Origin of the sequence: Frigidibacter sp. MR17.14 (assembly GCF_037095735.1) — a bacterium.
GTDB lineage: Bacteria > Pseudomonadota > Alphaproteobacteria > Rhodobacterales > Rhodobacteraceae > Frigidibacter.
In genome coordinates this window covers 56,626-78,844 of the sequence record NZ_JBAWKD010000011.1, presented here as the reverse complement: position 1 = coordinate 78,844, position 22,219 = coordinate 56,626, and the positions used below count along the sequence as shown (strand labels likewise).

Sequence of the window (22,219 nt, the reverse complement as noted above, 5' to 3'; positions counted from 1 at the left end):
TGGTGCACTCCTTGCATCAGCTCAATCAGCATTGTGCGACTGCACGGGATTGTCACGCCTCCCCATCTTGCCGGTCATCACACAGGAGAGACACATGAAGACCGTTCTCATCACCGGCTGCTCCTCGGGCTTCGGCGCGGCCGCGGTTCACCGCTTCGCAGGCGACGGCTGGAATGTCGTCGCGACCCTGCGCCACCCCGAGACGGCACCCGCCTTCCCTGACGGCGTGACCGTGCTGCCGCTCGACGTGCAGGACCCTGCCTCGATCGAGGCGGCCGTCGCCGAGACCTCCGACCGCTTCGGTCGCATCGATGCGCTCGTCAACAATGCGGGCTTCGGCCTGCACGGCTTCTTCGAGACGATCCCCCGCGAACGGATCGCCGAGCAGTTTGCGGTCAACCTCTTCGGACTGATGGACCTGACGCGCGCCGTCCTGCCCATCATGCGCCGGCAGCGCAGCGGGGTCATCGTCAACGTCACCTCCGGCGCCGGCGTCTTCGGCCTGCCGATGGTGTCGTGCTACGCGGCATCGAAATTCGCGGTCGAGGGCTTTTCGGAATCGCTGATGCACGAGGTCGCCCCCTTCGGCATCGCCGTGAAACTGGTCGAACCGGGCGGCGTCACCACGACTGGTTTCGGGGATCGGGCCCGGGCAGAGGCCGGATTGACGCTGGACGTGCCGGACTACGCCCCCCTGTCGAGCCGCGCCGCGGAGCTCTTCGCCCGGATCGCCGCAAGCCGCAGCCATGGCACCGTCGAGGAGGTCGCCGACGCGATCCTGAGTGCCGCCTCGAACGAGAGCGACCGCCTGCGCCTCGTCGCCACCGAGGGGATCAAGCCCTGGGTCGCGGCCCGGCGCGAAGCCGGCGAAGACAGCTACATCGCGACGATGCGGACCGAGGTCGGCCTCGGCGCGCTGTAGGCCCGGCTGAAAAAACTTCGCCCCCCATGTCACACCCGGCTTGGCCGCCTCGTCATCACGGTATCAGATGCAAAGGAGATCCTGATGACCACCCGCATGACCGACCACATGAAACGCGCCGATGCCGGGTTCCGGCCCCTCTACGCGGTGGAATCCGCGATCCGGGCCAGCAGCCTCGAGCCGCTGCTGGTCCACCTCGTCAAGCTGCGCGCCAGCCAGATCAACGGCTGCGCCTTCTGCATCCAGATGCACGTGGCCGAGGCCCTGAAGGATGGCGAGACGCCGCTGCGGCTGCACATGCTGCCCGCCTGGCGCGAAAGCCCGCTCTATTCCCCGCGCGAACGCGCGGCGCTGGCCTGGACGGAAGCGCTGACCCTCCTGCCAGAGACCGGCGCGCCCGATGCCGACTGGGACGCGGTCGAGGCCGCCTTCGATGCCAACGAGCGGGCCTGGCTGACGCTGGCGATCGGCGCGATCAACCTGTGGAACCGGGTGCAGGCCGGCCTGCGCGTGCCCCATGCCACCACCCTGCCGGGACCGCGGGCCGATGCGGCCTGATCCGGCGGCCACCTTCGAGACGGAGCGGCCCCGGCTGCTCCGCCTCGCCTACCGGATGCTCGGCAGCCATGCCGAGGCCGAGGATGCGGTGCAGGACGCCTACCTGCGCTGGCATGGCACGATGGAGACGGGCGCCGAAATCGCCTCGGCCCCCGCCTGGCTCACCCGCACGGTGTCGCGGCTCTGCCTCGATCGGATGAAATCCGCCCGGTCGCGGCGCGAGACCTATCCCGGAACCTGGCTGCCCGAGCCGCTGATCGAGGCCGAGGACGATGCCCTGCGCCCCGACAACCTGACGCTGTCGCTGATGCTGGCGCTCGAGCGGCTCTCGCCGCTCGAACGCGCGGCCTTCCTGCTGCACGACGTCTTCGGCCAGCCGCTGGACGACGTTGCCGAAACTGTAGGGCGCAGCCCGGCGGCGACGCGCCAGCTCGCCTCGCGCGCTCGGGCCCATGTCCGGCTCGACCAGCCGCGCTACGAGGTCCCGCGCGAGACCGGCGACGAGATCGCGCGCGCCTTCTTCGCCGCCTGCAGCAGCGGCGACGCCACCGCACTCGGCGCGCTGCTGGCCGAGGGCGCGACGCTGCATTCGGACGGCGGCGGCAAGGTGCAGTCCTATCCGAACGTGATCGAGGGCGCACCGAACCTCGTGCGGCTGTTCCTGGGCCTGCACCGCAAGTTCGGCGATGCGATGGAGTTTCTCGAGGCCACGGTGATCGACGGCCTGCCGGGCTTCGTCGCCCGGTTCGACGGCCACCTGCAGACCACCGCGCTCGAGATCGTAGGCGGCCGGATCGTCGCGATCTACGTCACACGCAACCCGGACAAGCTGACGGGCGTGCTCCGCCACTGACACCTGCTTCCGCTCCCACCCCGATGACCGGGTCCGGCACTCCCGGCGCCCGCCCCGAACCCCTGCGAGGTTTCCCATGACATCCGTCCTGTTCCTGTCGGCCAGCCCCTTGGGGGCCGATGCCCGAAGCCATGCCACCGCACTGGCTGCAGTTCGTCGCCTCCGTGGCAGCGATCCCAACTTGCGGCTGATCGAACGCGACCTAACACGGCTCGCGCTTGGCGACATCAGCCGCGCCTATGCCGATGCGATCGTCGGGCGCGCGCCGCCGGATCACCCGGCCTTCGCCCTCTCCGAGACACTTATCCGCGAGATCGAGGCGGCGCAGGCCATCATCCTCGCGACGCCCATGCACAATTTCACCGTGCCGGCCGCGCTCAAGGTCTGGATCGACCTCGTGCTGCGGGCCGGGCGCAGCTTCGGCATCCGCGATGGTCGCAAGGTCGGATTGCTGGCCGACAGGCCGGTGACGGTCGTCGCCGCCTCGGGCAGCCTGCTCGGCCCCGAGGCGCGGCAGCCCGACCACCTGACAGGCTACCTGACCGATGTCTTCGCGACGATGGGGATCCGGGACCTGTCCTTCACCTATCTCGACGGCCTCGCCGATCCCGAGCGCGCCGCCGCACGCCTGGCCCGCGCCCGGGACCGGATCGCGCAGGATGCGCGCTTCGGCGCAGCGCGCGCGATCTAGGTGCGGCGATGCGTGCCGGCCTCGGACCGTGCACGCTCGCCGCCCGCCGTTCGGGCGGTGCGGTCACGCACCAGCCGAACGGCTTCGTCAGCTGGCTCAGGCTGCCATGCCGGATAGGGTGATGCCGTGCCGCGCCATCGCCGCGCCCAGCCGGGCAAGATCGGGCACCGCCTGCGGCTCGGGCGTCCCTGCCTCGCGGAAGAAGGCGACCATCGACGGCGCGAGCAGGACGAGCATCTTCACCGGCCCGTCGCTGTCGTTGCTGTAGTTGTGCCAAAGGCCCGGGGCGATCCGGATTGCATCCCCGGCCGTGGCCGTCACCTCTGCGAGCCGCCCCCCAGCTTCGGGAAAGCTGCGCAGCGTCAGCGTGCCCGAGAGGATGTAGAACATCTCGGCCGAGGCGTGGCTGTGCGGCGGCGTGCCCGAGCCCGGCGGCACATCGACCTCGACCAGCTCGGCATCCGATGCCGACAGCCCGCCAAGAAACCGGATCCTGTCGCCCACGACCCAGAGGGTGTCGGCGGCGTTGGAAGCATTCACGTCAAGCGTCATCGCGGTCATCCTTTCGCTGCGATGTAACATCCGCCGAAGCCTCGCCCGTGGGGACCGCGGACAGGATCACCCCAAGCGCCCAAGAGGCGGCCTCTCCGGCCTGGGCACCGGACAGACCGCCGTAATCCTTCATCACCTCCCAAGCGGAGGCCGAGTAGAGCAGATGCGCCAGCGCCGTGACCCGGCGGGCCTCGTCCGGCGCCAGCGCGGCGCAGACAGGCGCAAGCGCGGCCGCGAAATGCTGGCGCCGCGCCTCGACCGTGCCATTGCGCATCTCGCGCCCGCTGCGCGAATGCAGCGCGGCGCGCATGGCGGGCTCGTGCTCTTCGAACAGCGGGAAGGCCCGGCGCGGGCCCTCCACGATATCGCGCGTCGTGGCCGGAGACACCGAGGCACCGATCCGGGCATTCAGCCAGGGCCAGAAGGCGGCGAAAAGCTCCTCCTTGGTCGAGAAGTGGCGGAAGATCGTCCGCTTCTGAACCCCGGCCCGCAGCGCGATCGCCTCCATCCCGATCTCGCCCTCGGCATCGGCCATGAGGTCGTAGAGCGCCTGCAGGATCGCCTCGCGCGTGGCGCGCACCTTCTCGTCGCGCAGCGGGCTGGTGTAGGATCTGGTCGTCGTCACGCCGTGCCCCCTATTTGGCGGCACTCATTGTGTCACCAATTTTGACCAAGGTCAATCATGTCACCTCGGGTGACGCGGTAAGCCTGTCGCATCGGGCCCCTCCCCTGCGACAGCGCGGGGGACAGACCTCACCGGCCGGCGCGGTCAGTGGCGCAGCGCGGCGACGGCGCGGATCTCGATCTTGAGTTCCGGTCGGCTGAGGCCCGAGATCCCGATCATCGACCAGGCTGGGAAAGGCGCGGCGATGAAGCCGCGCTTCGCCTCGAGAAACGCCGGCAGCGTGGTTTCGATATCCACGTGATAGCTGGTGACATCGACGAGATCGGTCATCTTCAACCCGGCGATCCGCAAGAGCTCTTCGATGCGCTTCAGCGCCCAGATGGTCTGGTCTCCGACGCCTTCGGCCGCGCGGCCATCAGGGCGGACACCGATCTGACCGGAGATGAACAGAAAACCCTTCGACTTCACCGCCGGCGAGAAGCCATAGCGTTCGAAAGCCGTGCGGTAGCCGTCGAACATCTCGTTCCCAGCTGGGATCTCAAGCACTTCCGTTGCCACCTGTCTCTCTCCCCTGCCCCTTCCGCACATTCGAATAGGGGGTGAAGCGGCACGCTAAGGATCGCGACGGCCCGGCGCAACGCAGTGCCGCCGCCGGCCATCCCGGTCGGCACACGGCAGGAATGGGGCCGGACAGCCGGCCCCATTCCCCTTTTGTCTCAGGCCTGCACGAAGGCCAGAAGATCCGCGTTCAGAACATCGGCGTTGATCGTCAGCATGCCGTGGCCAAGGCCGGGATAGGTCTTCAGCGTGCCGTTCGGCAGCAGCCCGATCGACTTCAGTGCCGCATCGGCGATCGGCACGATCTGGTCGTCCTCGCCATGCAGCACCAGCGTCGGCACCGTGATCGCCTTCAGATCCTCGGTCTGGTCGGTTTCCGAGAAGGCCTTGATCCCCTCGTAATGCGCCTTGGCCGAGCCCATCATGCCCTGACGCCACCAGTTCAGGATGACGCCCTCGAAGACCTCGGCCCCTTCGCGGTTGAAGCCGTAGAATGGCCCCGCCGGCACGTCGCGGTAGAACTGCGCCCGGTTCGCGGCGAGCGCGGCGCGGAAGCCGTCGAAGACCTCGATCGGCAGGCCCTCGGGATTGGCCGCGGTCTTGACCATCAGCGGCGGCACGGCCGAGACCAGCACGGCCTTCGCGACGCGGCCCGCGGGCTGGCCGTGCCGCGCGACGTAGCGCGCGACCTCGCCGCCGCCGGTGGAATGGCCGATGTGGATCGCATTGCGCAGGTCCAGCGCCTCGGCCAGCGCCGCGACATCCGCGGCGTAATGGTCCATGTCATGGCCCTCCGAGACCTGGGCCGAACGGCCATGGCCGCGGCGGTCATGGGCGATGACCCGGTAGCCGTGGGACAGGAAGAACAGCATCTGCCCGTCCCAATCGTCGGCCGAGAGCGGCCAGCCGTGGTGGAAGACGATGGGCTGCGCGTCGCGCGGGCCCCAGTCCTTGTAGAAGATCTCGACGCCGTCCTTGGTGGTGATGGTGGACATGATGATGTCTCCTTGTGCTTGCAGGGTTTGAAGGCTTTGGGCGGTGGAAAGGCGCGGGGCCGTGCCGATCGCGGCGGCAGCGGCCGCGGTGATCAGCATCGCGCGCCGGGTCAGATCGGTGTGCATCGCGTGTCCTCTCGGTTTCGACATGGACAAAGCTAGGCCTTTGCCCCGAGGATGAGGCGTGGCAGATCTGACAATGAACGAGGCAAAACCGCCAATGACAGCGCCCGCCGCGCCGGTGGCCGAGATCGGCCTTCTGATCTATCCCGACTGCCAGCTTTCGGCGGTCTACGGGCTGACGGACCTGTTCCGCATCGCCGGCGAATGGTCGGGCACGCCCGCGCGCGAGATCCGCGTCTCGCACTGGCGCGTCGGGGGCGCGGGCATCCGCGCCGACTGGGACAGCCACCCGTCCGACGACCACCGCCTGTCCCACGTGATCCTGCCGCCAAGCCTGGTGATGCCCGAGCGCATGCCCGCGCAGCCCGACACCGCCCAATGGCTGCGCGACCGCCACGCCGAGGGGGCGACACTCTGCTCGGTCTGCGCCGGCGCCTTCGTGCTGGCCGAAACCGGGCTGATGGAGGGCCGCCGCGCCACCACCCACTGGGCCTTCGCCGAGGCGCTCGCCCGCCGCCATCCCGGCATCCGGCTGGCCGAGGAGCACATGGTGCTCGACGACGGCGACATCGTCACCGCGGGCGGCATCCTCGCCTGGACCGATCTTGGCCTCACGCTGGTCGAGCGGCTGCTCGGCCCCTCGACCATGCTCGCCACCGCGCGTTTCCTGCTGATCGAGCCGCCACGGTCGAGCCAGCGGCCCTTCGCGCCCTTCCTCCCCCGCTTCGACCATGGCGACGAGCCGATCCGGCGCGCGCAGCATCACCTGCATGCCCATTCGGCCGAGCCGCTCGCGGTCGGCGACCTGCAGGCGGTGGCGGGAATGACCGAACGCACCTTTCTGCGCCGCTTTACCGCCGCGACGGGGCACCGTCCGAACGACTACCTGCAGCAGGTGCGCATCGCCCGGGCGCGCGAGGCGCTGGAAAGCACCCATGCCCCGGTCGACCGCATCGCCTGGGATGTCGGCTACGGCGACGTCGCGGCCTTCCGGAAAAGCTTCCAGAAACTCACCGGCATGGCCCCCGCAAGCTACCGCCAGTCCTTCGGCATTGGCCCCGCACGGCAGGCGGCCGCGGATTAGACGGCGCTCATCCCGCCATCGACGCGCAGTTCTATACCATTGACGAAACTGGATGCGTCCGAGGCAAGAAACAGCGCCACCTGCGCGATCTCCTCGGGGCGACCAAGCCGTCCCGCCGGGATCGCGGCCGCCATCGCCGCTTCGAACCCCGGCCGGTCGGCCTCGGCCAGCCCCAGCTTCTCAAGGATCGCAGTGTCGACGGGACCGGGGCTCAGCAGGTTCACCCGGATCCGACGCTCGCGAAGCTCCGCCACCCAGGCGGCGACGAAGGCCGCCAGCGCCGCCTTCGACGCCGCGTAGACGGCGTGGCCGTGGAGGCGCCTGCCCGCCGCGATCGACCCGGTCACGATGACCGAGGCGCCGTCGCGCAGCACCGGCCGCATCGCCTGCAGGCCGAAGAACGTGCCGCGCGTGTTCACGTCGAACTGAGCATCATACTCCGCCGGCGACACGCGGTCCGACGGCGTGATCGTGTTGACGCCGGCATTCGCCATGAAGATGTCGCAACCGCCGAACCGCTCCCGGACGCGATCGGCCAGGGCGCGGGCCTGAGCGGGATCGGCACTGTCGCACGCCACCGCCATAGCGAGCGGCCCGAGACCCTCCAGAGCGCGGTCGAGCGCCGCCTGCCGCCGCCCGGTGATGACGACCTCGGCACCGGCCGCGATGAAGGCGCCCGCCGTGGCCAGGCCGATCCCGCTCGATCCACCAGTGACGACCGCAACCTTGTTTCTCAAATCCATCGTCTCGCTCCTGCAAAGATGCAGGGCCGATTTGAGCGTGCACAAAGCTCATTGAAATGGCACCATCAGGCAGAGAACCGTTGACCTGAGATCACAGATGACCAAGGCTCCGGCGTCTTTCGCCGCCCTCGACACTTTCATTGCCGTCGCCGAAACCGGCGGCTTCAGTGCAGCGGCGCTGCGCCTCGGGGTGAGTGCCTCGGCGGTGTCGCGCACGATCGCGCGGCTGGAACAGGGTCTCGACCAACGGCTTTTCAAGCGATCGAGCCGGTTTGTCAGCATCACCGACGACGGGCAGCAGCTTTACGAGCAGGTCTTGCCGCTCCTGCGGGATCTGGGCGCGGTCCTCACTCAGCAACCCGCGAATGAAGGTATCGCCGGCACGCTGAAAGTCAGCCTGCCTGGCGAGTTATTGCGTCTCCTGCTTCCGCACCTGGGCCCGGCGCTCCTGGTGCCCAACCCCAGGCTCCGGCTCGATCTCAGCGCCACGGATCGACAGGTCGACCTCATTCGGGAAGGGTTCGACCTGGCTATCAGGATCGGGCCCGTGCGGGATTCCGAGCTTCGGATCCGCCAACTTGGCCAAGCGCCGCTACGGCTGGTCGCCGCACCGAGTCTGGTCGCGACGGCCGAGCCTATCACAGACATCGCGCAGTTGGATGCACTGCCGTTCATCGGCTACCGTCGACGCGGCCGACTGCAACCCGTCGACTTCGCTGGCGGTGACCGCCTCGAGCCTGTGCCGGCGCTCCAGTTCGACACCGGCGCGGCGATCCGCTCGGCGGCGCTTGCGGGCCTTGGCGTAGCTCAGCTTCTGGAACCGTTCATCGCCGAGGATCTTCGGGACGGACGCCTTCGGGTGCTGCTTGCGGACCGTTCACTGCCCATACTGCCGATCTCCGCATTACATGCCTACTCCGGGACTGTTCCTCGACGCGTGGCGATGTTCTGCAGCTTCTGCCAGTCCATCCTGTCATCAAAACCGGGCTGAAAGTCAGCTCCCCGTCCCTCCGTCCGAAGCATGCAGGGACAAGCCCATATTCGAGCCGGAAGCAAATGGCAGCTATGCGGACGAAGCGGACATTCGCGACGAAGCAAGCGCCAAATTTGTGCTCACAGGGAGACGTCGGCGATGTTGGGCAATGCGCCCCTTCCCTTGGGGTAGGCCTTCCATTGGGGCGGGCGTGCGACCTGGGACGCAGGAGCCAGATCGGAAGCAGCGGTGAGCGTCGGACAGCCTTGCAGCTCGTGACGCGGTTGTCGATCGCATCCGGCGGACAGTCTGCTCAGTTTCGCGTGTCTCCGGATCTCCTGCCCCAGGGCGATCATCCTGATCGGATCGCGTTCAACGGCGGCTGCGCAACCTCTCTTCGATCCTCTGCAGGACCGCGAAGGTCGCGGGGACGGTGAAGACCGAGAGCACGGTCGACAGCGCCATGCCCGAGACGACAGCGATGCCGATCGAGCGGCTGGCCGAGGCACCGGCCCCGCTGGCCAGCACGAGCGGCATCATCCCGAGGATGAAGGCGAGCGAGGTCATCACGATCGGGCGCAGCCGCAGCCGCGCCGCCTCGACCGCCGCATCGAGCACGGAGTGACCCTCGGCCCGCATCTCGCGCGCGAATTCCACGATCAGGATCGCGTTCTTTGCCGCCAGCGCCACCAGCAGGATGATCCCGATCTGGGTGTAGAGGGTGTTCTGCAACCCCAGCAGCAGCAGCGCCGCCACCGTGCCCGCCAGCGCCAGCGGCACCGACAGGATCACGGCAAGCGGGCTGATCCAGCTTTCGTATTGCGCCGCGAGCAGCAGGTAGACCATCAGCAGCGCCAGTCCGAACGCCCAGTAGATCTGCCCGCCCGCCATCGCCTCCTGATAGCTCAGCGCCGTCCAGTCCGTCGCGCTGACGCCGGGGGTGAGGCTTGCCTGAGCCGCCGCCTCGACCGTCCGCATCGCGCCGCCCGAGCTTTGTCCGGCAAGCTGGGCGCTCAAGGCCGCGGCCGGGTCGCCGTTGTAGAGGGTGACAATCGGCGGCGCCATCGTCTCGGTCACCGACACCACCGCGGACAGCGGCACCGCGCCGCCCGAGGCGTTGGGCACGGTCAGGCGCCCGATGTCCGCGGCCAAGGCGCGGTGGCTGTCCTCGGCCTGGGCATAGACCTGATAGCTTTGCCCGAACCAGGTGAACTGGTTGACATAGGCCGAGCCGAGATAGCCCGAGAGCGTGTCGAAGACCCGGTCCACATCGACCCCCATCCGCGCCGCCTGCGCCCGGTCGACCGAAACGTCGAGCCGCGGGGCCGCGAAGGAGGTCGTGCTGCGCAGGGATCCAAGCCCGCGCTCGCGCGCTGCGGAAATCAGGTCCTGCGTCGCCTGCGAGAGCCGCGCGAAGTCGCCGCTGCCATCCTGGAGGGTGACCATGGCCGACAATCCGCCGGTGTTGCCGATGCCTTGAATCGAGGGCGGCGGGATCAGCTGCACGAGCCCGTCCGGCAGGTCGGAAAGCCTCGCGCTCAGGTCGCGGTAGACCGGGAGCAGCGACAGATCCTTGCCGCGTTCGTCCCAGGGTTTCAGCACTATGTAGGCAAGGCCCGAGGAGCTGAGCGGTGCGTTGTTGTCGGTGAGCGACACGCCCGCGACCGTCACCACGTCGGCCACCGCCGGGTGATCCTTGAGCCGCGCCTGAACTTCGCCCAGCGCGGCGTCGCTGCGCTCGAGCGAGGCGCCGGGCGCGAGCGAGACCGAGGCCAGAAGATAGCCCTGATCCTCGGGCGGCAGGAAGCCGCCGGGCACCCGCGCGAGGCCCAGGAAGGACAGGGCCGCGACCGTCACCCCGGCGATCGCGAGCGCCGTGGCCCGGCGAAGAAGACGGCGCAGGAGGCGGGCATAGGCGGCCTCGAGCCATGAAAAGCCGCGCTCGAAGCCGCGGAACAGGATGTTGCGCGCGGCCACCGGCTTCGGCGCCCGCATCCAGAGTGCGGCCTGCACCGGTTTCAGCGTGATGGCGTTGATGGCCGAGATCACCGCTGTCGCCGCGATCACCAGCGCGAACTGCTGATACATCCGTCCGGTGAGGCCGGGCAGGAAGGCCGCGGGCAGGAACACCGCGATCAGGACCAGCGTGATGCCGATCACCGGTCCGAACAGATCCTTCATCGCCGCCTCGGCCGCCTTCGGGCCCGGCAGACCCTTTTCCAGATGCCGCGCCGTGCCCTCGACGATGATGATCGCGTCATCGACGACGATGCCGATCGCCAGCACCAGCGCGAAGAGCGTCGACATGTTGACGGTGAAGCCCAGACCCGCCATCGCCACCATCGCGCCGATCAGGGTGACCGGAACGGTCGTCGCGGGGACCAGCACCGCCCGCCAGTCCTGCAGGAACAGCAGGATGACGGCCAGCACGATAGCGCAGGCCTCGATCAGGGTCTTCCAGACGGTATGCGCCGCCGCCTCGACGAACATGGTCGTGTCGAAGGGGACGCGGTACTCCAGCCCCTCGGGGAAGGCCTGCGCCAGATCGGTCATCCGCGCCTCGACCGCCTTGGCGACGTCGAGCGCATTGGCCTCGGGCAGCTGGCTGATGGCCATCGCCGCCGCCGGTTCGCCGTTCAGCCGGAACACCTGCGCATAGCGCTGCGCGCCAAGTTCCACCCGGCCCAGGTCCGACAGCCGCGTCACCCGCCCGGTCTCGGGATCGGCGCGGACCACGAGGTCCGCCATGGCCTGCACCTCGTCGAGCCGCCCGGTGACCGTGATCGGCGTCTGCGCCCCGGTGCCCTGCGCCATCGGCGGCTGGCCGAGCGCGCCGCCCGCGACCGGCTGGCTCTGCGCCGAGATCGCCGCGGCGACATCGCCGAAGGCGAGACCGCGCGCGCGCATCCGGTCCGGGTCGAGCCAGACCCGCATCGCGTATTCCCCGGCCCCGAAGATCGTCACGTCGCCGACGCCCTCGACCCGCGCCAGTTCGTCGGCGAGGTTGATCGTGGCGTAGTTCGACAGGAACAGGCTGTCATAGCGCCGGTCGGGCGAGGTCAGGGCGATGAACTGCAGAATGGCGCTCGACTTCTGGCGCACCTCGATGCCCTGCGACTGCGCGGGCTGCGGCAGGCGCGCCTCGACCGCCGCGACCTGGTTCTGCACGTCGACCTGCGCCAGTGCCGGGTCGGTGCCGATGTCGAAGGTGACGTTGAGCGTGTAGATCCCGTCGTTGGTCGAGGTCGACTGCATGTAGATCATGCCCGGCGTGCCGTTCACCGCCTGCTCGATCGGCTGGGCGACGGTGTCCATCAGCACCTCCGCACTGGCACCGGGATAGGTCACCTGCACCTGCACCACCGGGGGCACGACATCGGGATATTGCGCGACCGGCAGGCGCAGGTAGGCGACGATGCCCAGCACGACGGTCGCGATGGCGATGACATTGGCCAGCACCGGGCGGCGGATGAAGAAGGCGGAGAACATCGGCGGGCCTCAGGGCTTGGCGGTGGCGGCACTGCCGACGGGGGGCGCGGCCGCGACATTCGCGACCACTACGGCGTCGGAGCGCAGGTCGCCGGTGACTGGCAGGAGACCGTCGATCATGCCGCCTGCGACCTGCACGGGGCGTCGGCGCAGGTGGCCCTCCTCGATCGTGAGGACGTGGCGCCCTTCGAGATCCGTTCCGATCGCGGCGGGCGGCAGCATCAGCCGGCGTTGCGGCGCGCCGAGTGCGAGGCGCAGCCGCAGGGTGACGCCGGGCGTGATCATGACCCCTGCATTCGGCAGCGTCGCCCGCAGCGCGAGGGTGCCGAGATCGGTGGCCAATGTCGGGGCGATATAGTCGAGCCGGGCCCGCAACGGGTAGAAGTCCGTCCCGGTCTGCCCGAGCTCGATCTCGGCCCCGGCCGGGCCAGACGCGCGGATCGTGTCGAGAACCGCGGAGAGATCCGCCTCGGACACCGAGAACTCGACGTGCAGAGGGTCGGTGGCGTAGAGGCTGGCCAGAACCTCGGCACCGCTTGCACCGACATAGGCGCCGGGATCCGCCGTCCGGGCGGAGAGGATGCCGTCGAATGGCGCCGTGATCTGCGTGTAGCCGAGCGTGATGTCGGCCGTGCGTCGCTGGGCGCGTGCGGCGTCGAGATCGGCACGCGCGCCGTCCCGCGCAGCCTCGGCCGCGTCGAGTTGCGACATCGGGGTCACCTGCCGTTCGGCCAGCTCCTGCTGCCGCAGGTAGTCGGCCTCGCTGCGGCGAAGCTGCGCCTCGGCGCCGGCGACCGCAGCCTGAGCGGCGGCGACATCGGCCTCATAGGGGTCGGGTTCGATGCGGAACAGCCGGTCGCCCGCGCGGACGGGCGCACCATCGCGCACCGGGGCCTCGATCAGGACGCCCGGCACCCGGGCGACCAGATCGACCTGACGGCTCGCGGCGACGGTGCCCGTCGTCTCGAGGTAGCCCGGCACCATCGCGGCCCGCGGTGCGACCGTCCGCAGCTGCGCAGGCGCATCCGCGGCGAAGGCCGGGCTGCAGAGCCCGGCAAAGACTGCCAGGCACAGGCTATGGAGGCGCGCCATGAAGACCCCTTTCTGTGGAGGATGACGGAGGCCCCGCCGATGCCACGGCGGAGCCTCTTTCGGTCGCGACGACCGGACGGGGGAAGCGGAAACCGGCACCCGACCGTCGGACCGAATGCCGGTCAGTCGAGGTCGATCCAGCGTTCGCGGGTGACCTCGCGGCCGTGAGGCCCCTCGCGGGTGACGGTCCGGTGGCCTTCGCCATCCTCGAAGTCGCGACTGACCTCGCGGTCGACCTCGCCGTCGTCGCCCGACAGGGTCACCTCGCGGTCGCACGAGATGCCATCGCCGCCGTCGCAGTCGCGCTCGACCTCGCGGGTGTAGGTTTCCCCGTTGTCGGTGGTGATCGTCGCGCTGCGGTCGTCATCCGCGCGCGCGGTGGCGACACCTGCGAGGGTCGCCGCGCACAGGCACATGGCCAGGGTCGTCATCTGACGAGACATGGTTGTCTCCTTCGTCCGTTGATCCGATGGGCGGCGCGGCTTACAGGGCGCCGGCAGCCGCCCTGAGCTCGCCGCGCTCGAGCTTGCCGTCGCGGTCGCGATCCGCCGCCGCGAAGGCGGCCTGGCGCGGCGCCGCGAATTCCTCGGGCGAAATCGCGCCGTCGCCGTCACGGTCGAGGCGTGCGAAGCGCGCCTTCGCCATCGCCTCCGCCTCGCTGCGCGAGACGGCACCGTCGCCGTCGGTGTCGATCTGGGCCAGCGCCGTGCCGGGCCGCGACTGCGCCTGCGCCGCGACCGGAGGCAGCGACATCGCGAGGATCAGAAGTGCGGTTCCTCCGCCGATCGCGTGAAGCCTGTCGTTGCTGCGTGCCTTGGTCATCGCGAAGTCCTTTCGTTGTCTTGTGCGATGACCCGAAGATGCGGACCCGCCGTAAGCCGCGGATGTGCGCCGTGTCAGGGACGGTGAAGTTTTGTAATCCCGGATCGCAGGGGAATTTGGTCCGCCGCGGCGATCCGCTATCTTGCGGGGCAAGCCGGAGGGACCACCCGATGCCGAACACCGCCACCGCTCCGCAGATCGCCCTGGTCGAGGATGATGCCGAGCTGCGCGGCCTGACCGCGGCCATGCTTGAGGAGGAGGGCTTTGCCGTGACGCCGCTCGCCGATGGCGCGGCGCTCGACCGCCACCTCGCGCGGGCCACGCCCGACGTGCTGCTTCTGGACCTGATGCTGCCGGGCGAGGACGGGCTGTCGATCTGCCGCCGCCTCGCGCCGCAGGGACGGATGCGGATCCTGATGCTGACCGCGCGCGGCACCGAGATCGACCGCATCGTCGGGCTCGAGCTCGGCGCGGACGACTATCTGCCGAAGCCCTTCCATCCGCGCGAGCTGGTCGCACGGCTGCGGGCGATCCTGCGGCGCGGGATCGACAGCCCGGCCGGGCCGCGCGACTTCGCCGACTTCCTCGAGTTCCGGCTCGACATCGCCGGGCGGCGGCTGACCCATCGCCCGAGCGGCGTCGAGATCGCGATCTCCTCGGGCGAGTTCGACCTGCTGGCCTGCCTCGTGGGCGCGGTCGGCCGGGTGCTGAGCCGCGACCACCTGCTCGACGCGACGCGCGGGCGCGCCGGCGGCCCCTTCGACCGGGCGATCGACGTGCAGATCTCGAAGCTCAGGCGCAAGCTGGGCGACGACGCGGCGAGCCCGCAGATCATCAAGACCGTGCGCGGCGGCGGCTACATGTTCGCGCCGCGCGTCGAGCGGGGCACGGCATGAGGGGGCCCGGGCTTGCCGGACGGCTGATCCTGTCGCTGGCGCTGGGTCTTTGCGTGCTGCAGCTGCTGATGCTGTCGGTCTATCTCGCCGACCGGCGCGAGACGGCGCCCGATGCGCGGCTGCTGCCGTTTCCGGCGCAACTTGCCGACATCGTCACGCTGTTCGACCGGGCGACGCCGGAAGAGCGCAGGATGATAGTGCACGGCTTCTCGGACGGGCTGATCGACCTGCAGACCGCGGCCGAGCTTCCCCCGGCGGTCGAGAGCGACGCGGGCCTCGTCGCGCGGCTGCTCGGCCGGGCCGAAGGCGAGGTGCCGCTGCCCTGGGCGCGCGAGCTGATCGCGGGCGCCTCCGACGTGCTGAGGGACCGCCCGCTTCGCCTCGCCATCCCCGCTGCGGCGGCGGATGCGCCCCTGCCGAAGCTTCGTGCGGCGCTGTCGCCCGGACGGGCGCGGATCGCGGTGGGGCTGGCCGACGGCAGCTGGCTGATCGTGCAGCGTCGCCAACAGGCGCCGTTCACGGTGCTGGGCATTCCCGCCGGCATCCTTTCGGCGCTGCTGAGCGCCGGGTTCGCGGTCTTCGCCATCGCGCTGGTCTGGCGCGAGACCCGGCCGCTGAAGCCCCTGTCGCTGGCCGCGCGGCGCTTCGGCGCGACGCTGCAGCCGCGGCCCCAGCCGGAGACAGGCGCCCCGGACCTGCGCGACCTGATCCGCGCCTTCAACGCGATGCAGCACCAGATCGCCGAAGCCGACCGCGCACGCACGGACATGATCGCGGCACTCTCGCATGACGTCCGCACACCGCTCGCGCGGCTGTCGATGCGTCTGCGCAAGGCGGATGCCACGCTTCAAGAGGCGGCATTCCGCGATATCGGCGAGATCTCGCATCTGGCGGATGCCGCGCACGATTATGCCGCCACGGACTTCGCCAAGCTGACCGAACGCATCACGATCGACAGCCTCTGCACCGATCTCGCCCGGTTGCACGGCCAGACCCCGGCCGTCACCATAGTTCCGATGGCAGACCGCCACGTCTCCGTCTTTGGCAACCGCCAACTCCTCCTGCGCGCACTCGGCAATCTCGTCGACAACGCCATCAAATACGGCGGGAGTGCCCGCGTCGCGGCAACGAGCACAGAGGGCGAGGTGGCGATAGAGGTGTCGGATCGTGGCCCGGGCATCGACGTCACCGAGCGTCGCCGGTTGCTGGAGCCCTTCCAGCGCGGCGACGTGGCACGCCAGCGTAGCGCGATTGGCGGCAGTGAAGGTCTGGGCATGGGGCTTGCGCTGGTCCAGCGGGTGGCCTCGCGCCACCACGGCAGGTTTTCCTTGAACGATGGTCGCGAGGGAGGCCTCTGTGCCCGCCTGACGCTCCCGATCGCGGGAGCCGCGCCCCTACAGACGGAATAACAAAGCAGACCCCGCTCAGAGCCGATATTTTACCCTGTGCGCAGCATCATCTTGGCCGCGACTGTCAGAAAGGCGGACAAACCTGCCATTGGTGATGACGAGGCGAAACGCCGGGCGGTCAGCTTGAACCACTGGTCTGACGCCGTGTCGCTTGGGACAAACCTTCAAGATTGGGGTGTCGCTGCGCGACAGGTTCAGTCCCAGTGGTTCCACGCATGAGCGATTGCCGCCTTGCGCCGCTATTGAGAGGTGACCGATGTCGGACGAGACAATCCAGATCACATATGAAGATGGCGAAACGAAGGGCCGCTACGTGGCGCGGATCGCGAGCGTGCAGGGCGAGGGAGAATTGACGATCTCGAAGGTCTCGGACGTGCTGATCATCGCGGACCATACCCATGTGCCAGACAGCATGCGGGGCCGGGGCATCGCGGCGGCGCTGGCAGAGCGGCTTGTCGCCGAGGCGCGGGCGAAGGGGCAGCGGATCGTCCCTCTCTGCCCCTTCGTGCGGTCGCAGGCGCTGCGCCATCCCGAATGGGCCGACGTCATTCAGAAGTGAGATTGCGGGTCGGCGGCGGCGACCCTTGGGGGGCGCCTGCGGCCGATCCGCCGTCAATCCCAGGCGGGAGCGAGGCCCCCGGGATCGACGATCCGCCCATCGGTCGCCGTGAGGCCGTGGATCTCCGCCATCTCTTCGGGGGCAAGGGCGAAGTCGAAGATCGTAAGGTTTTCGGCCAGCCGCGCGACCCGCGCGGTCTTCTACAGGACGATCACGCCCTGCTGGATCTGCCAGCGCAATGCCACTTGCGCTGCGGACTTGCCATGACGCGCTCCGATGCGTGCGAGCAGCGGGTCGTTCGCCGCCAGCCCGTCGGCCATCGCGTAGTAGCCGGTCAGCTTCATACCGAGGGCACTGGCCTCAGCCAGAACCGGGGCCTGTGACAGCCAAGGGTGATACTCGACCTGATTGGTGACCAGCGGCACCGCGCTCAGCGCCGCGGCCTCGCGCATCTGCGACGCGCTGTAGTTGCTGACCCCGATGTGGCGCGCGAGGCCTACGTCGCGCACGCGGTTCAGCTCGCCGATCTGCACCTCGCGCGGGCCGTCGCTGCCGCCCGGCCAGTGCAGGAGCAGCAGGCCGACATGGTCGGTTCCAAGCTTGCGCAGGCTGTCGTGAACCGACGGCAGGAACTCCTCGGGCGCATATTTATCGACCCAGACCTTGGTGGTCAGGAAGATCTCGGTGCGCGGCACGCCCGAGGCGGCGATGGCGGCGCCGACGGCCTCCTCGTTGCCGTAGATCTGCGCGGTGTCGACATGGCGGAAGCCGCGCCGCAGTGCCTCGGGCAGGACCGCGGCGACCTCGCGCGCGTCCATGCGGAAGGTGCCGAAGCCGAGCGCGGGAATGCCCGCGCCGTTGGCGGTGATGGTCTGCATGGTCATCCTTTCAGGTCAGGCGGAGAGGGGGGCCGCTGCGCGCGGGCCATCGAGCGTGGCACTGCGCAGGGTGGCGAGGAAGGCCGCCGCGACGAGGACCGCGCCGATAAGCGGTGTCGCGCCAAGGCCCAGCGGGCTGTCGACGACGATCCCGCCGACCCAGGCCCCAACCGCAATGCCAAGGTTGAAGGCCGCGATGTTCAGCGCCGAGGCAACATCGACCGAGGCCGGGCGCTCGGCCTGCGCCAGCTGCACCACGTAAAGCTGCAGGCCCGGCACGTTGGCGAAGGACAGGAAGCCCATCGCGGCCAGGGTGATCAGCGCCGCGACGGGGTGCGCGGCGGTCAGGCTGAACACGGCCAGCACCAGCGCCTGCGCCGCGAAGAGGCCAATCAGCGCCTTCGCCGGGTTGCGATTGGCGATGCGCCCGCCCGCGAGGTTCCCGGCCGCGATCGCAAGGCCATAGAGCACGAGGATCAGGCTGACGGTGCCGCTGGCGAAGCCGGATATCCCTTCAAGAATCGGCACGAGGAAGGTGAAGGTGACGAAGGTGCCGCCATATCCCAGCGCGGTCATCGCGTAGACCAGCAGCAGCCGGCCACTGGTCAGCACCCGCAGCTGATCGCGCAGCCGCGCCGGAGCGGGGCGTTCGAGGCTCGCGGGCAGCAGCGCCGCGATGCCGACAAGCGCCACGGCGCCCAGCGCGCTCACGCCCCAGAAGGTCGCGCGCCAGCCGAACTGCTGGCCGATCAGCGTGCCGAGCGGCACGCCGCTGACGATGGCGAGCGTCAGCCCCATGAACATCAGCGCGATGGCCGAGGCCCGGCGGTCGGGCGCGACGAGGCTGGCCGCGATCGTGGCGCCGACCGAGAAGAACACGCCATGGGCGAAGGCCGAGAGCACCCGGCCCGCCAGCAGCACCGGGTAGGAGGGCGCGAGTGCGGCCAGCAGGTTGCCGGCGATGAACAGCGCCATCAGTCCCAGCAGCAGCGCCTTGCGCGGCATCCGACCGGTCAGCGCGGTCAGCACCGGCGCGCCGAAGGTGACGCCCAGCGCATAGACGCTGACGATCAGCCCGGCGAGCGGCAGGGTGATGCCAAGATCGCTGGCCACGGTGGGCAGCAGGCCCACGATGACGAATTCGGTGGTGCCGATCGCATAGGCCGCGATCGTCAGGGCTATTAGAGCGGGGGGCATGGGTGGGCTCCTGTTTCGGGTCCCCCCGATTTGCCCTTGTGGATCACCGCGGATAATCCCCTCAATCGGACCATCAACTGTTCCGTGAAATCAAAGGTGCCGCATGGATAACCGCTTCGGCGAGATGGAGACTTTCGTGCGTGCGGTCACCGAGGGCAGCTTCTCGGCCGCGGGGCGCGCGCTGGGGATGACGCCCTCGGCGGTGAGCCGCGTGGTCTCTCGGCTCGAGGACCGGCTTCAGACGCGGCTTCTGGTGCGCTCGACCCGCGCGCTGACGCCGACGCCCGAGGGCGAAGCCTATGTTGCTGAGGCGCGCGGCATCCTCGACCGGTTGGCCGAGATGGAGGCGCGGCTGGCGCAGGGCGCGGCGCCGAGCGGCCTTTTGCGGGTCAGCGCGACGGTCGGCTTCGGGGCGCAGGCGGTGCTGCCGCTGGTGCCGAGGTTCCTCGCGGCCCATCCGGGGATCGAACTGGACCTGACGCTGACCGACGGGGTCATCGACCTGTGGCAGGAGCGGGTGGATCTGGCGATCCGCTCGGGCGCGCTGCGCGATTCCGCGCTGAAGGCGCGTCGGGTGGCGCGGATGCGCCGGGTGGTGGTGGCCTCGCCCGACTACCTCGCGCTGCGCGGGGTGCCACGGGTGCCGGGCGAGCTGACCACGCATGACTGCCTGCGCTACAACTTTCGGCCCGGCGACTGGCCATTCCGCGATCCGGCGACGGGGGCGCGGGTGCTGCAGCCGGTGCGGGGACCATTCTCGGCCAGCGACGGCACGATCCTGCGGCAGGTCTGCCTTGCGGGGGCGGGGCTCATGTGGACCGGCGACGCGGTGGTGGCCGCGGATCTGGCGACGGGGCGACTGGTCGAGGTGCTGGCCGACTGGCAGCCCTCCGAGCCCGAGGAGATCCATGCGGTTTTCGCGGGCCATCCGCATCTTGCCAGCCGGATCCGCACCTTCGTCGATTTCCTGGTGGCCGAGCTCGGGGACGGCTGAGGCCGCCCCGTTCCTGAGGCCTCATCGGGCGGGCGCGGGCGCGCCCCGTCGCGCGGGCCCGAGCGACAGCGCCAGGGCGGCCAGCGCACTGGCTGCGCCGAAGCCGCAGATGCCGGCCCAGCCGAAGACCGGCCAGAGTGCCGCCGCGAGGGCAGAGCCGGCCGCGCCGCCCAGGAACATCGTGCCCATGAAGATCGTGTTGATCCGGCTGCGCGCCTCGGGCCTCAGACCGAAGACCACGTGTTGGTTCGACACCAGCGCGCCCTGCACCCCGAGATCGATCGCGACCACCCCGACCGCCAGCCCCGCCAGTCCGGGCGCGGCCGCGAAGACCGCCCAGGCGAGCAGCACCAGCGCCGCGCCGCCCGCGACCGCCAGCCGCGGCCCCCGCGCATCCGCCAGCCGCCCGACGATCGGCGCGGCAAGGATCCCCGTCAGCCCGAGGATCCCGAAGATCCCGGCCGCGTCCGCGCCAAGGCCGAAGCGGTCGTGCAGCCGGAACACCAGCACCGTCCAGAAGCCCGAGAAGCCGGCAAAGAGCAGCGCCTGCACCAGCGCCGCGCGGCGCAGCCCGGGCAGCCCGCGCCAGAGCGTGCCCATCGAGCGCAGGAGCCGGCCATAGGTCTCGCGGCCGTCCGGGCGGTTTTCGGGCAGGCGTATCCGCATCCACAGCGCCATGGCCAGCGCGACGGGGGCCGCCAGCCAGAAGATCGTGCGCCAGCCGCCGTGGCCGCCGGCAAGGCCGGCCAGCGTCCGGCTGAGCAGGATGCCGGCCAGGAGCCCCGACATCACCAGACCGACGACCTGGCCCCGGCGGGCGGGCGGGGCGAGATGCGCGGCCATCGGCACGATCTGCTGCGCCGCCGTCGCGGCAAGGCCCAGCAGCAGCGAGGCGGCCAGCAGCGCCGGCCCCCCGCTGGCCGCGGCGGTGAGCGCGAGCGCCGCCGCGAGCGCCGCGAACTGGCCCGCGATGAGCCGCCGCCGCTCGACCGCGTCGCCAAGCGGCACCAGCAGGAACAGCCCCGCCGCGTAGCCGAGCTGCGTCAGCACCGGCATCAGCCGGGCCGGCCCCGCGCCGACATCGGCCTCTATCAGCCCCAGAAGCGGCTGGTTGTAGTAGATGCTCGCCACGGCCGTTCCCGCCGCGATCGCCATTGGCATCGTGTGTCTCATCGATCCGATCCAGTTCGTTGTGTTGCCGGGAAACTGGCATACGCACGAAATCCGGTGTAGTTGGGGAAATCGATAGGCCTGTGTAACGGAAGTCGTTGCAATGGAGCTGCGCAACCTCGCGATCTTCGCCGAGATCGCCACGGCGGGAAGCCTCGCCGCCGCCGGTCGGCGGCTTGGGCTGTCGCCGATGGCGGCCTCGCGCGGTCTCGCCGCGCTCGAGACCGAGGCCGGGGCCCGGCTCGTGCATCGCTCGACCCGGTCGCTGTCGCTGACGCCCGAGGGCGAGGCGCTGCTGCCGCATGCCCGCACGATCCTCGACGAGGCCGCGGCGGCGCTGGCCGCGATCCGGCCGGCGGCGCGCGGGGTGGCGGGCCTGTTGCGGGTCGGCTGTTCGGCCGCCTTCGCGCATCGGGTGCTGCTGCCGCTGGTGCCCCGGCTGCTGGCGGCGCATCCCGACCTTCGGATCGAGGTGCTGGCGGGCGAGGGGCTCGTCGATCTGACGGCCGAGGGGCTCGACATCGCGATCCGCCATGCCGACCTGCCGGATTCGAGCCTGATCGCGCGGCGGCTGGCGCGCAGCCGCCGGCTGCTCTGCGCAGCGCCTGACTACCTCGCGCGCTGCGGTCGGCCGACGACACGCGCGGATCTGGCCGGGCACGAGTGCCTGCGGCTGTCGGGCGTGACGCATTGGGGCTTCGCGGACGGCTTGCGCGTGCCGGTCGCGGGACGGTTCGCCGCCAACACCTTCCCGTCGCTGCACGACGCCTGCCTTGCGGGGCTGGGGATCGCCGTTCTGGCCGACTGGAACGTCGCGCCGGACCTGCAGGCGGGACGGCTCGAGGCGCTGGATCTTGTCGATGCCGCGCCCGAGCCGCGCGACGTCTGGGCGGTCTACCCGTCGCGGCGCGGGCTCACGCCGCGGGTGCGGCTGCTGATCGACACGTTGGCGGCGCGGATGCCGGGGGGCGTGGAAAGTTGACCGCAGCGCCTTCGGCCGCGGCGCGGAGTGACGCGCCGCGGCCGGGGACCCGGA

23 protein-coding genes are annotated in these 22,219 nt (G+C 70.0%); 11 read left to right on the top strand and 12 right to left on the bottom strand.

All coding sequences use genetic code 11. The annotated features are described in order from the left end of the window. Positions 1–94 precede the first annotated feature (94 nt). The 4 genes from V8J36_RS19325 to V8J36_RS19310 all read left to right on the top strand — a co-directional run bounded on the left by V8J36_RS19325 (position 95) and on the right by V8J36_RS19310 (position 3,024). Positions 95–922, top strand: coding sequence for an SDR family oxidoreductase (locus tag V8J36_RS19325; RefSeq protein WP_336468959.1), 828 nt, complete (start codon positions 95–97; stop codon positions 920–922). An 84-nt stretch (positions 923–1,006) separates the two neighbouring features. Continuing rightward, positions 1,007–1,480, top strand: a complete 474-nt coding sequence (locus V8J36_RS19320; protein ID WP_336468958.1) for a carboxymuconolactone decarboxylase family protein — start codon at positions 1,007–1,009, stop codon at positions 1,478–1,480. After that, positions 1,470–2,333 carry a sigma-70 family RNA polymerase sigma factor gene (locus tag V8J36_RS19315; RefSeq protein WP_336468957.1) on the top strand — a complete coding sequence of 288 codons (864 nt, stop codon included), beginning with the start codon at positions 1,470–1,472 and terminating at the stop codon, positions 2,331–2,333. The genes V8J36_RS19320 and V8J36_RS19315 overlap by 11 nt, the downstream gene beginning before the upstream one ends. Positions 2,334–2,409: 76 nt before the next feature. After that, positions 2,410–3,024 carry an FMN-dependent NADH-azoreductase gene (locus V8J36_RS19310; RefSeq protein ID WP_336468956.1) on the top strand — a complete coding sequence of 205 codons (615 nt, stop codon included), beginning with the start codon at positions 2,410–2,412 and terminating at the stop codon, positions 3,022–3,024. A 96-nt stretch (positions 3,025–3,120) separates the two neighbouring features. On the opposite strand, the gene V8J36_RS19305 is transcribed toward V8J36_RS19310, so the two are convergent. From V8J36_RS19305 to V8J36_RS19290, 4 genes are all read right to left on the bottom strand, one after another. Beyond that, positions 3,121–3,576, bottom strand: coding sequence for a cupin domain-containing protein (locus V8J36_RS19305; RefSeq protein WP_336468955.1), 456 nt, complete (start codon positions 3,574–3,576; stop codon positions 3,121–3,123). Next, positions 3,566–4,201: a TetR/AcrR family transcriptional regulator gene (locus tag V8J36_RS19300; protein WP_336468954.1), complete on the bottom strand. Its 636-nt coding sequence runs from the start codon at positions 4,199–4,201 to the stop codon at positions 3,566–3,568. Before V8J36_RS19300 ends, V8J36_RS19305 begins: the two co-directional genes overlap by 11 nt. Positions 4,202–4,345: 144 nt before the next feature. Beyond that, the gene (locus V8J36_RS19295; protein WP_336468953.1) at positions 4,346–4,759 is read right to left on the bottom strand and encodes a Rid family hydrolase; all 414 of its coding nucleotides are present in this window, start codon (positions 4,757–4,759) and stop codon (positions 4,346–4,348) included. A gap of 158 nt (positions 4,760–4,917) precedes the next feature. After that, complete coding sequence (locus tag V8J36_RS19290) at positions 4,918–5,754, bottom strand: alpha/beta fold hydrolase (RefSeq protein WP_336468952.1); 837 nt, start codon at positions 5,752–5,754, stop codon at positions 4,918–4,920. 184 nt (positions 5,755–5,938) lie between these two features. Between V8J36_RS19290 and V8J36_RS19285 the strand changes: the two genes are divergently transcribed. Further along, the gene (locus tag V8J36_RS19285; RefSeq protein WP_336468951.1) at positions 5,939–6,961 is read left to right on the top strand and encodes a GlxA family transcriptional regulator; all 1,023 of its coding nucleotides are present in this window, start codon (positions 5,939–5,941) and stop codon (positions 6,959–6,961) included. On the opposite strand, the gene V8J36_RS19280 is transcribed toward V8J36_RS19285, so the two are convergent. Further along, positions 6,958–7,749, bottom strand: coding sequence for an SDR family oxidoreductase (locus V8J36_RS19280; protein WP_336468950.1), 792 nt, complete (start codon positions 7,747–7,749; stop codon positions 6,958–6,960). The genes V8J36_RS19285 and V8J36_RS19280 overlap by 4 nt on opposite strands. A 52-nt stretch (positions 7,750–7,801) precedes the next feature. Between V8J36_RS19280 and V8J36_RS19275 the strand changes: the two genes are divergently transcribed. After that, complete coding sequence (locus V8J36_RS19275; protein ID WP_336468949.1) at positions 7,802–8,695, top strand: LysR family transcriptional regulator; 894 nt, start codon at positions 7,802–7,804, stop codon at positions 8,693–8,695. A 354-nt stretch (positions 8,696–9,049) separates the two neighbouring features. On the opposite strand, the gene V8J36_RS19270 is transcribed toward V8J36_RS19275, so the two are convergent. The 4 genes from V8J36_RS19270 to V8J36_RS19255 form a co-directional block, all read right to left on the bottom strand. Continuing rightward, positions 9,050–12,166, bottom strand: coding sequence for an efflux RND transporter permease subunit (locus V8J36_RS19270; protein ID WP_336468948.1), 3,117 nt, complete (start codon positions 12,164–12,166; stop codon positions 9,050–9,052). Between the two features lie 9 nt (positions 12,167–12,175). Then, positions 12,176–13,258 carry an efflux RND transporter periplasmic adaptor subunit gene (locus tag V8J36_RS19265; RefSeq protein WP_336468947.1) on the bottom strand — a complete coding sequence of 361 codons (1,083 nt, stop codon included), beginning with the start codon at positions 13,256–13,258 and terminating at the stop codon, positions 12,176–12,178. Between the two features lie 122 nt (positions 13,259–13,380). Further along, entirely contained in the window at positions 13,381–13,701 is a 321-nt protein-coding gene (locus V8J36_RS19260) for a hypothetical protein (protein WP_336461897.1), read from the bottom strand. A 40-nt stretch (positions 13,702–13,741) separates the two neighbouring features. Then, on the bottom strand, positions 13,742–14,080 hold the full coding sequence (locus V8J36_RS19255) for a hypothetical protein (protein ID WP_336468946.1): 339 nt from the start codon (positions 14,078–14,080) through the stop codon (positions 13,742–13,744). A 170-nt stretch (positions 14,081–14,250) separates the two neighbouring features. On the opposite strand from V8J36_RS19255, the gene V8J36_RS19250 reads away from it, so the two are divergent. The 3 genes from V8J36_RS19250 to V8J36_RS19240 all read left to right on the top strand — a co-directional run bounded on the left by V8J36_RS19250 (position 14,251) and on the right by V8J36_RS19240 (position 16,944). Next, on the top strand, positions 14,251–14,976 hold the full coding sequence (locus tag V8J36_RS19250) for a response regulator (RefSeq protein ID WP_336468945.1): 726 nt from the start codon (positions 14,251–14,253) through the stop codon (positions 14,974–14,976). A gap of 53 nt (positions 14,977–15,029) precedes the next feature. Then, positions 15,030–16,385, top strand: a complete 1,356-nt coding sequence (locus V8J36_RS19245) for an ATP-binding protein (RefSeq protein ID WP_336468944.1) — start codon at positions 15,030–15,032, stop codon at positions 16,383–16,385. Between the two features lie 256 nt (positions 16,386–16,641). After that, complete coding sequence (locus V8J36_RS19240) at positions 16,642–16,944, top strand: GNAT family N-acetyltransferase (RefSeq protein WP_336468943.1); 303 nt, start codon at positions 16,642–16,644, stop codon at positions 16,942–16,944. Positions 16,945–17,144: 200 nt separating this feature from the next. On the opposite strand, the gene V8J36_RS19235 is transcribed toward V8J36_RS19240, so the two are convergent. Continuing rightward, positions 17,145–17,822, bottom strand: a complete 678-nt coding sequence (locus tag V8J36_RS19235) for an aldo/keto reductase (protein WP_336468942.1) — start codon at positions 17,820–17,822, stop codon at positions 17,145–17,147. Positions 17,823–17,837: 15 nt separating this feature from the next. Further along, a complete protein-coding gene (locus V8J36_RS19230; RefSeq protein ID WP_336468941.1) occupies positions 17,838–19,019 on the bottom strand; it encodes an MFS transporter in 1,182 nt (393 codons plus the stop codon). Positions 19,020–19,122: 103 nt separating this feature from the next. On the opposite strand from V8J36_RS19230, the gene V8J36_RS19225 reads away from it, so the two are divergent. Next, entirely contained in the window at positions 19,123–20,013 is an 891-nt protein-coding gene (locus tag V8J36_RS19225) for a LysR family transcriptional regulator (protein WP_336468940.1), read from the top strand. A 21-nt stretch (positions 20,014–20,034) separates the two neighbouring features. Here V8J36_RS19225 and V8J36_RS19220 read toward each other — a convergent pair whose 3' ends face one another. Then, entirely contained in the window at positions 20,035–21,186 is a 1,152-nt protein-coding gene (locus tag V8J36_RS19220; protein ID WP_336468939.1) for an MFS transporter, read from the bottom strand. Positions 21,187–21,286: 100 nt separating this feature from the next. Here V8J36_RS19220 and V8J36_RS19215 point away from each other — a divergent pair, with 100 nt between their 5' ends. After that, positions 21,287–22,165: a LysR family transcriptional regulator gene (locus V8J36_RS19215; RefSeq protein ID WP_336468938.1), complete on the top strand. Its 879-nt coding sequence runs from the start codon at positions 21,287–21,289 to the stop codon at positions 22,163–22,165. Positions 22,166–22,219: the final 54 nt, after the last annotated feature.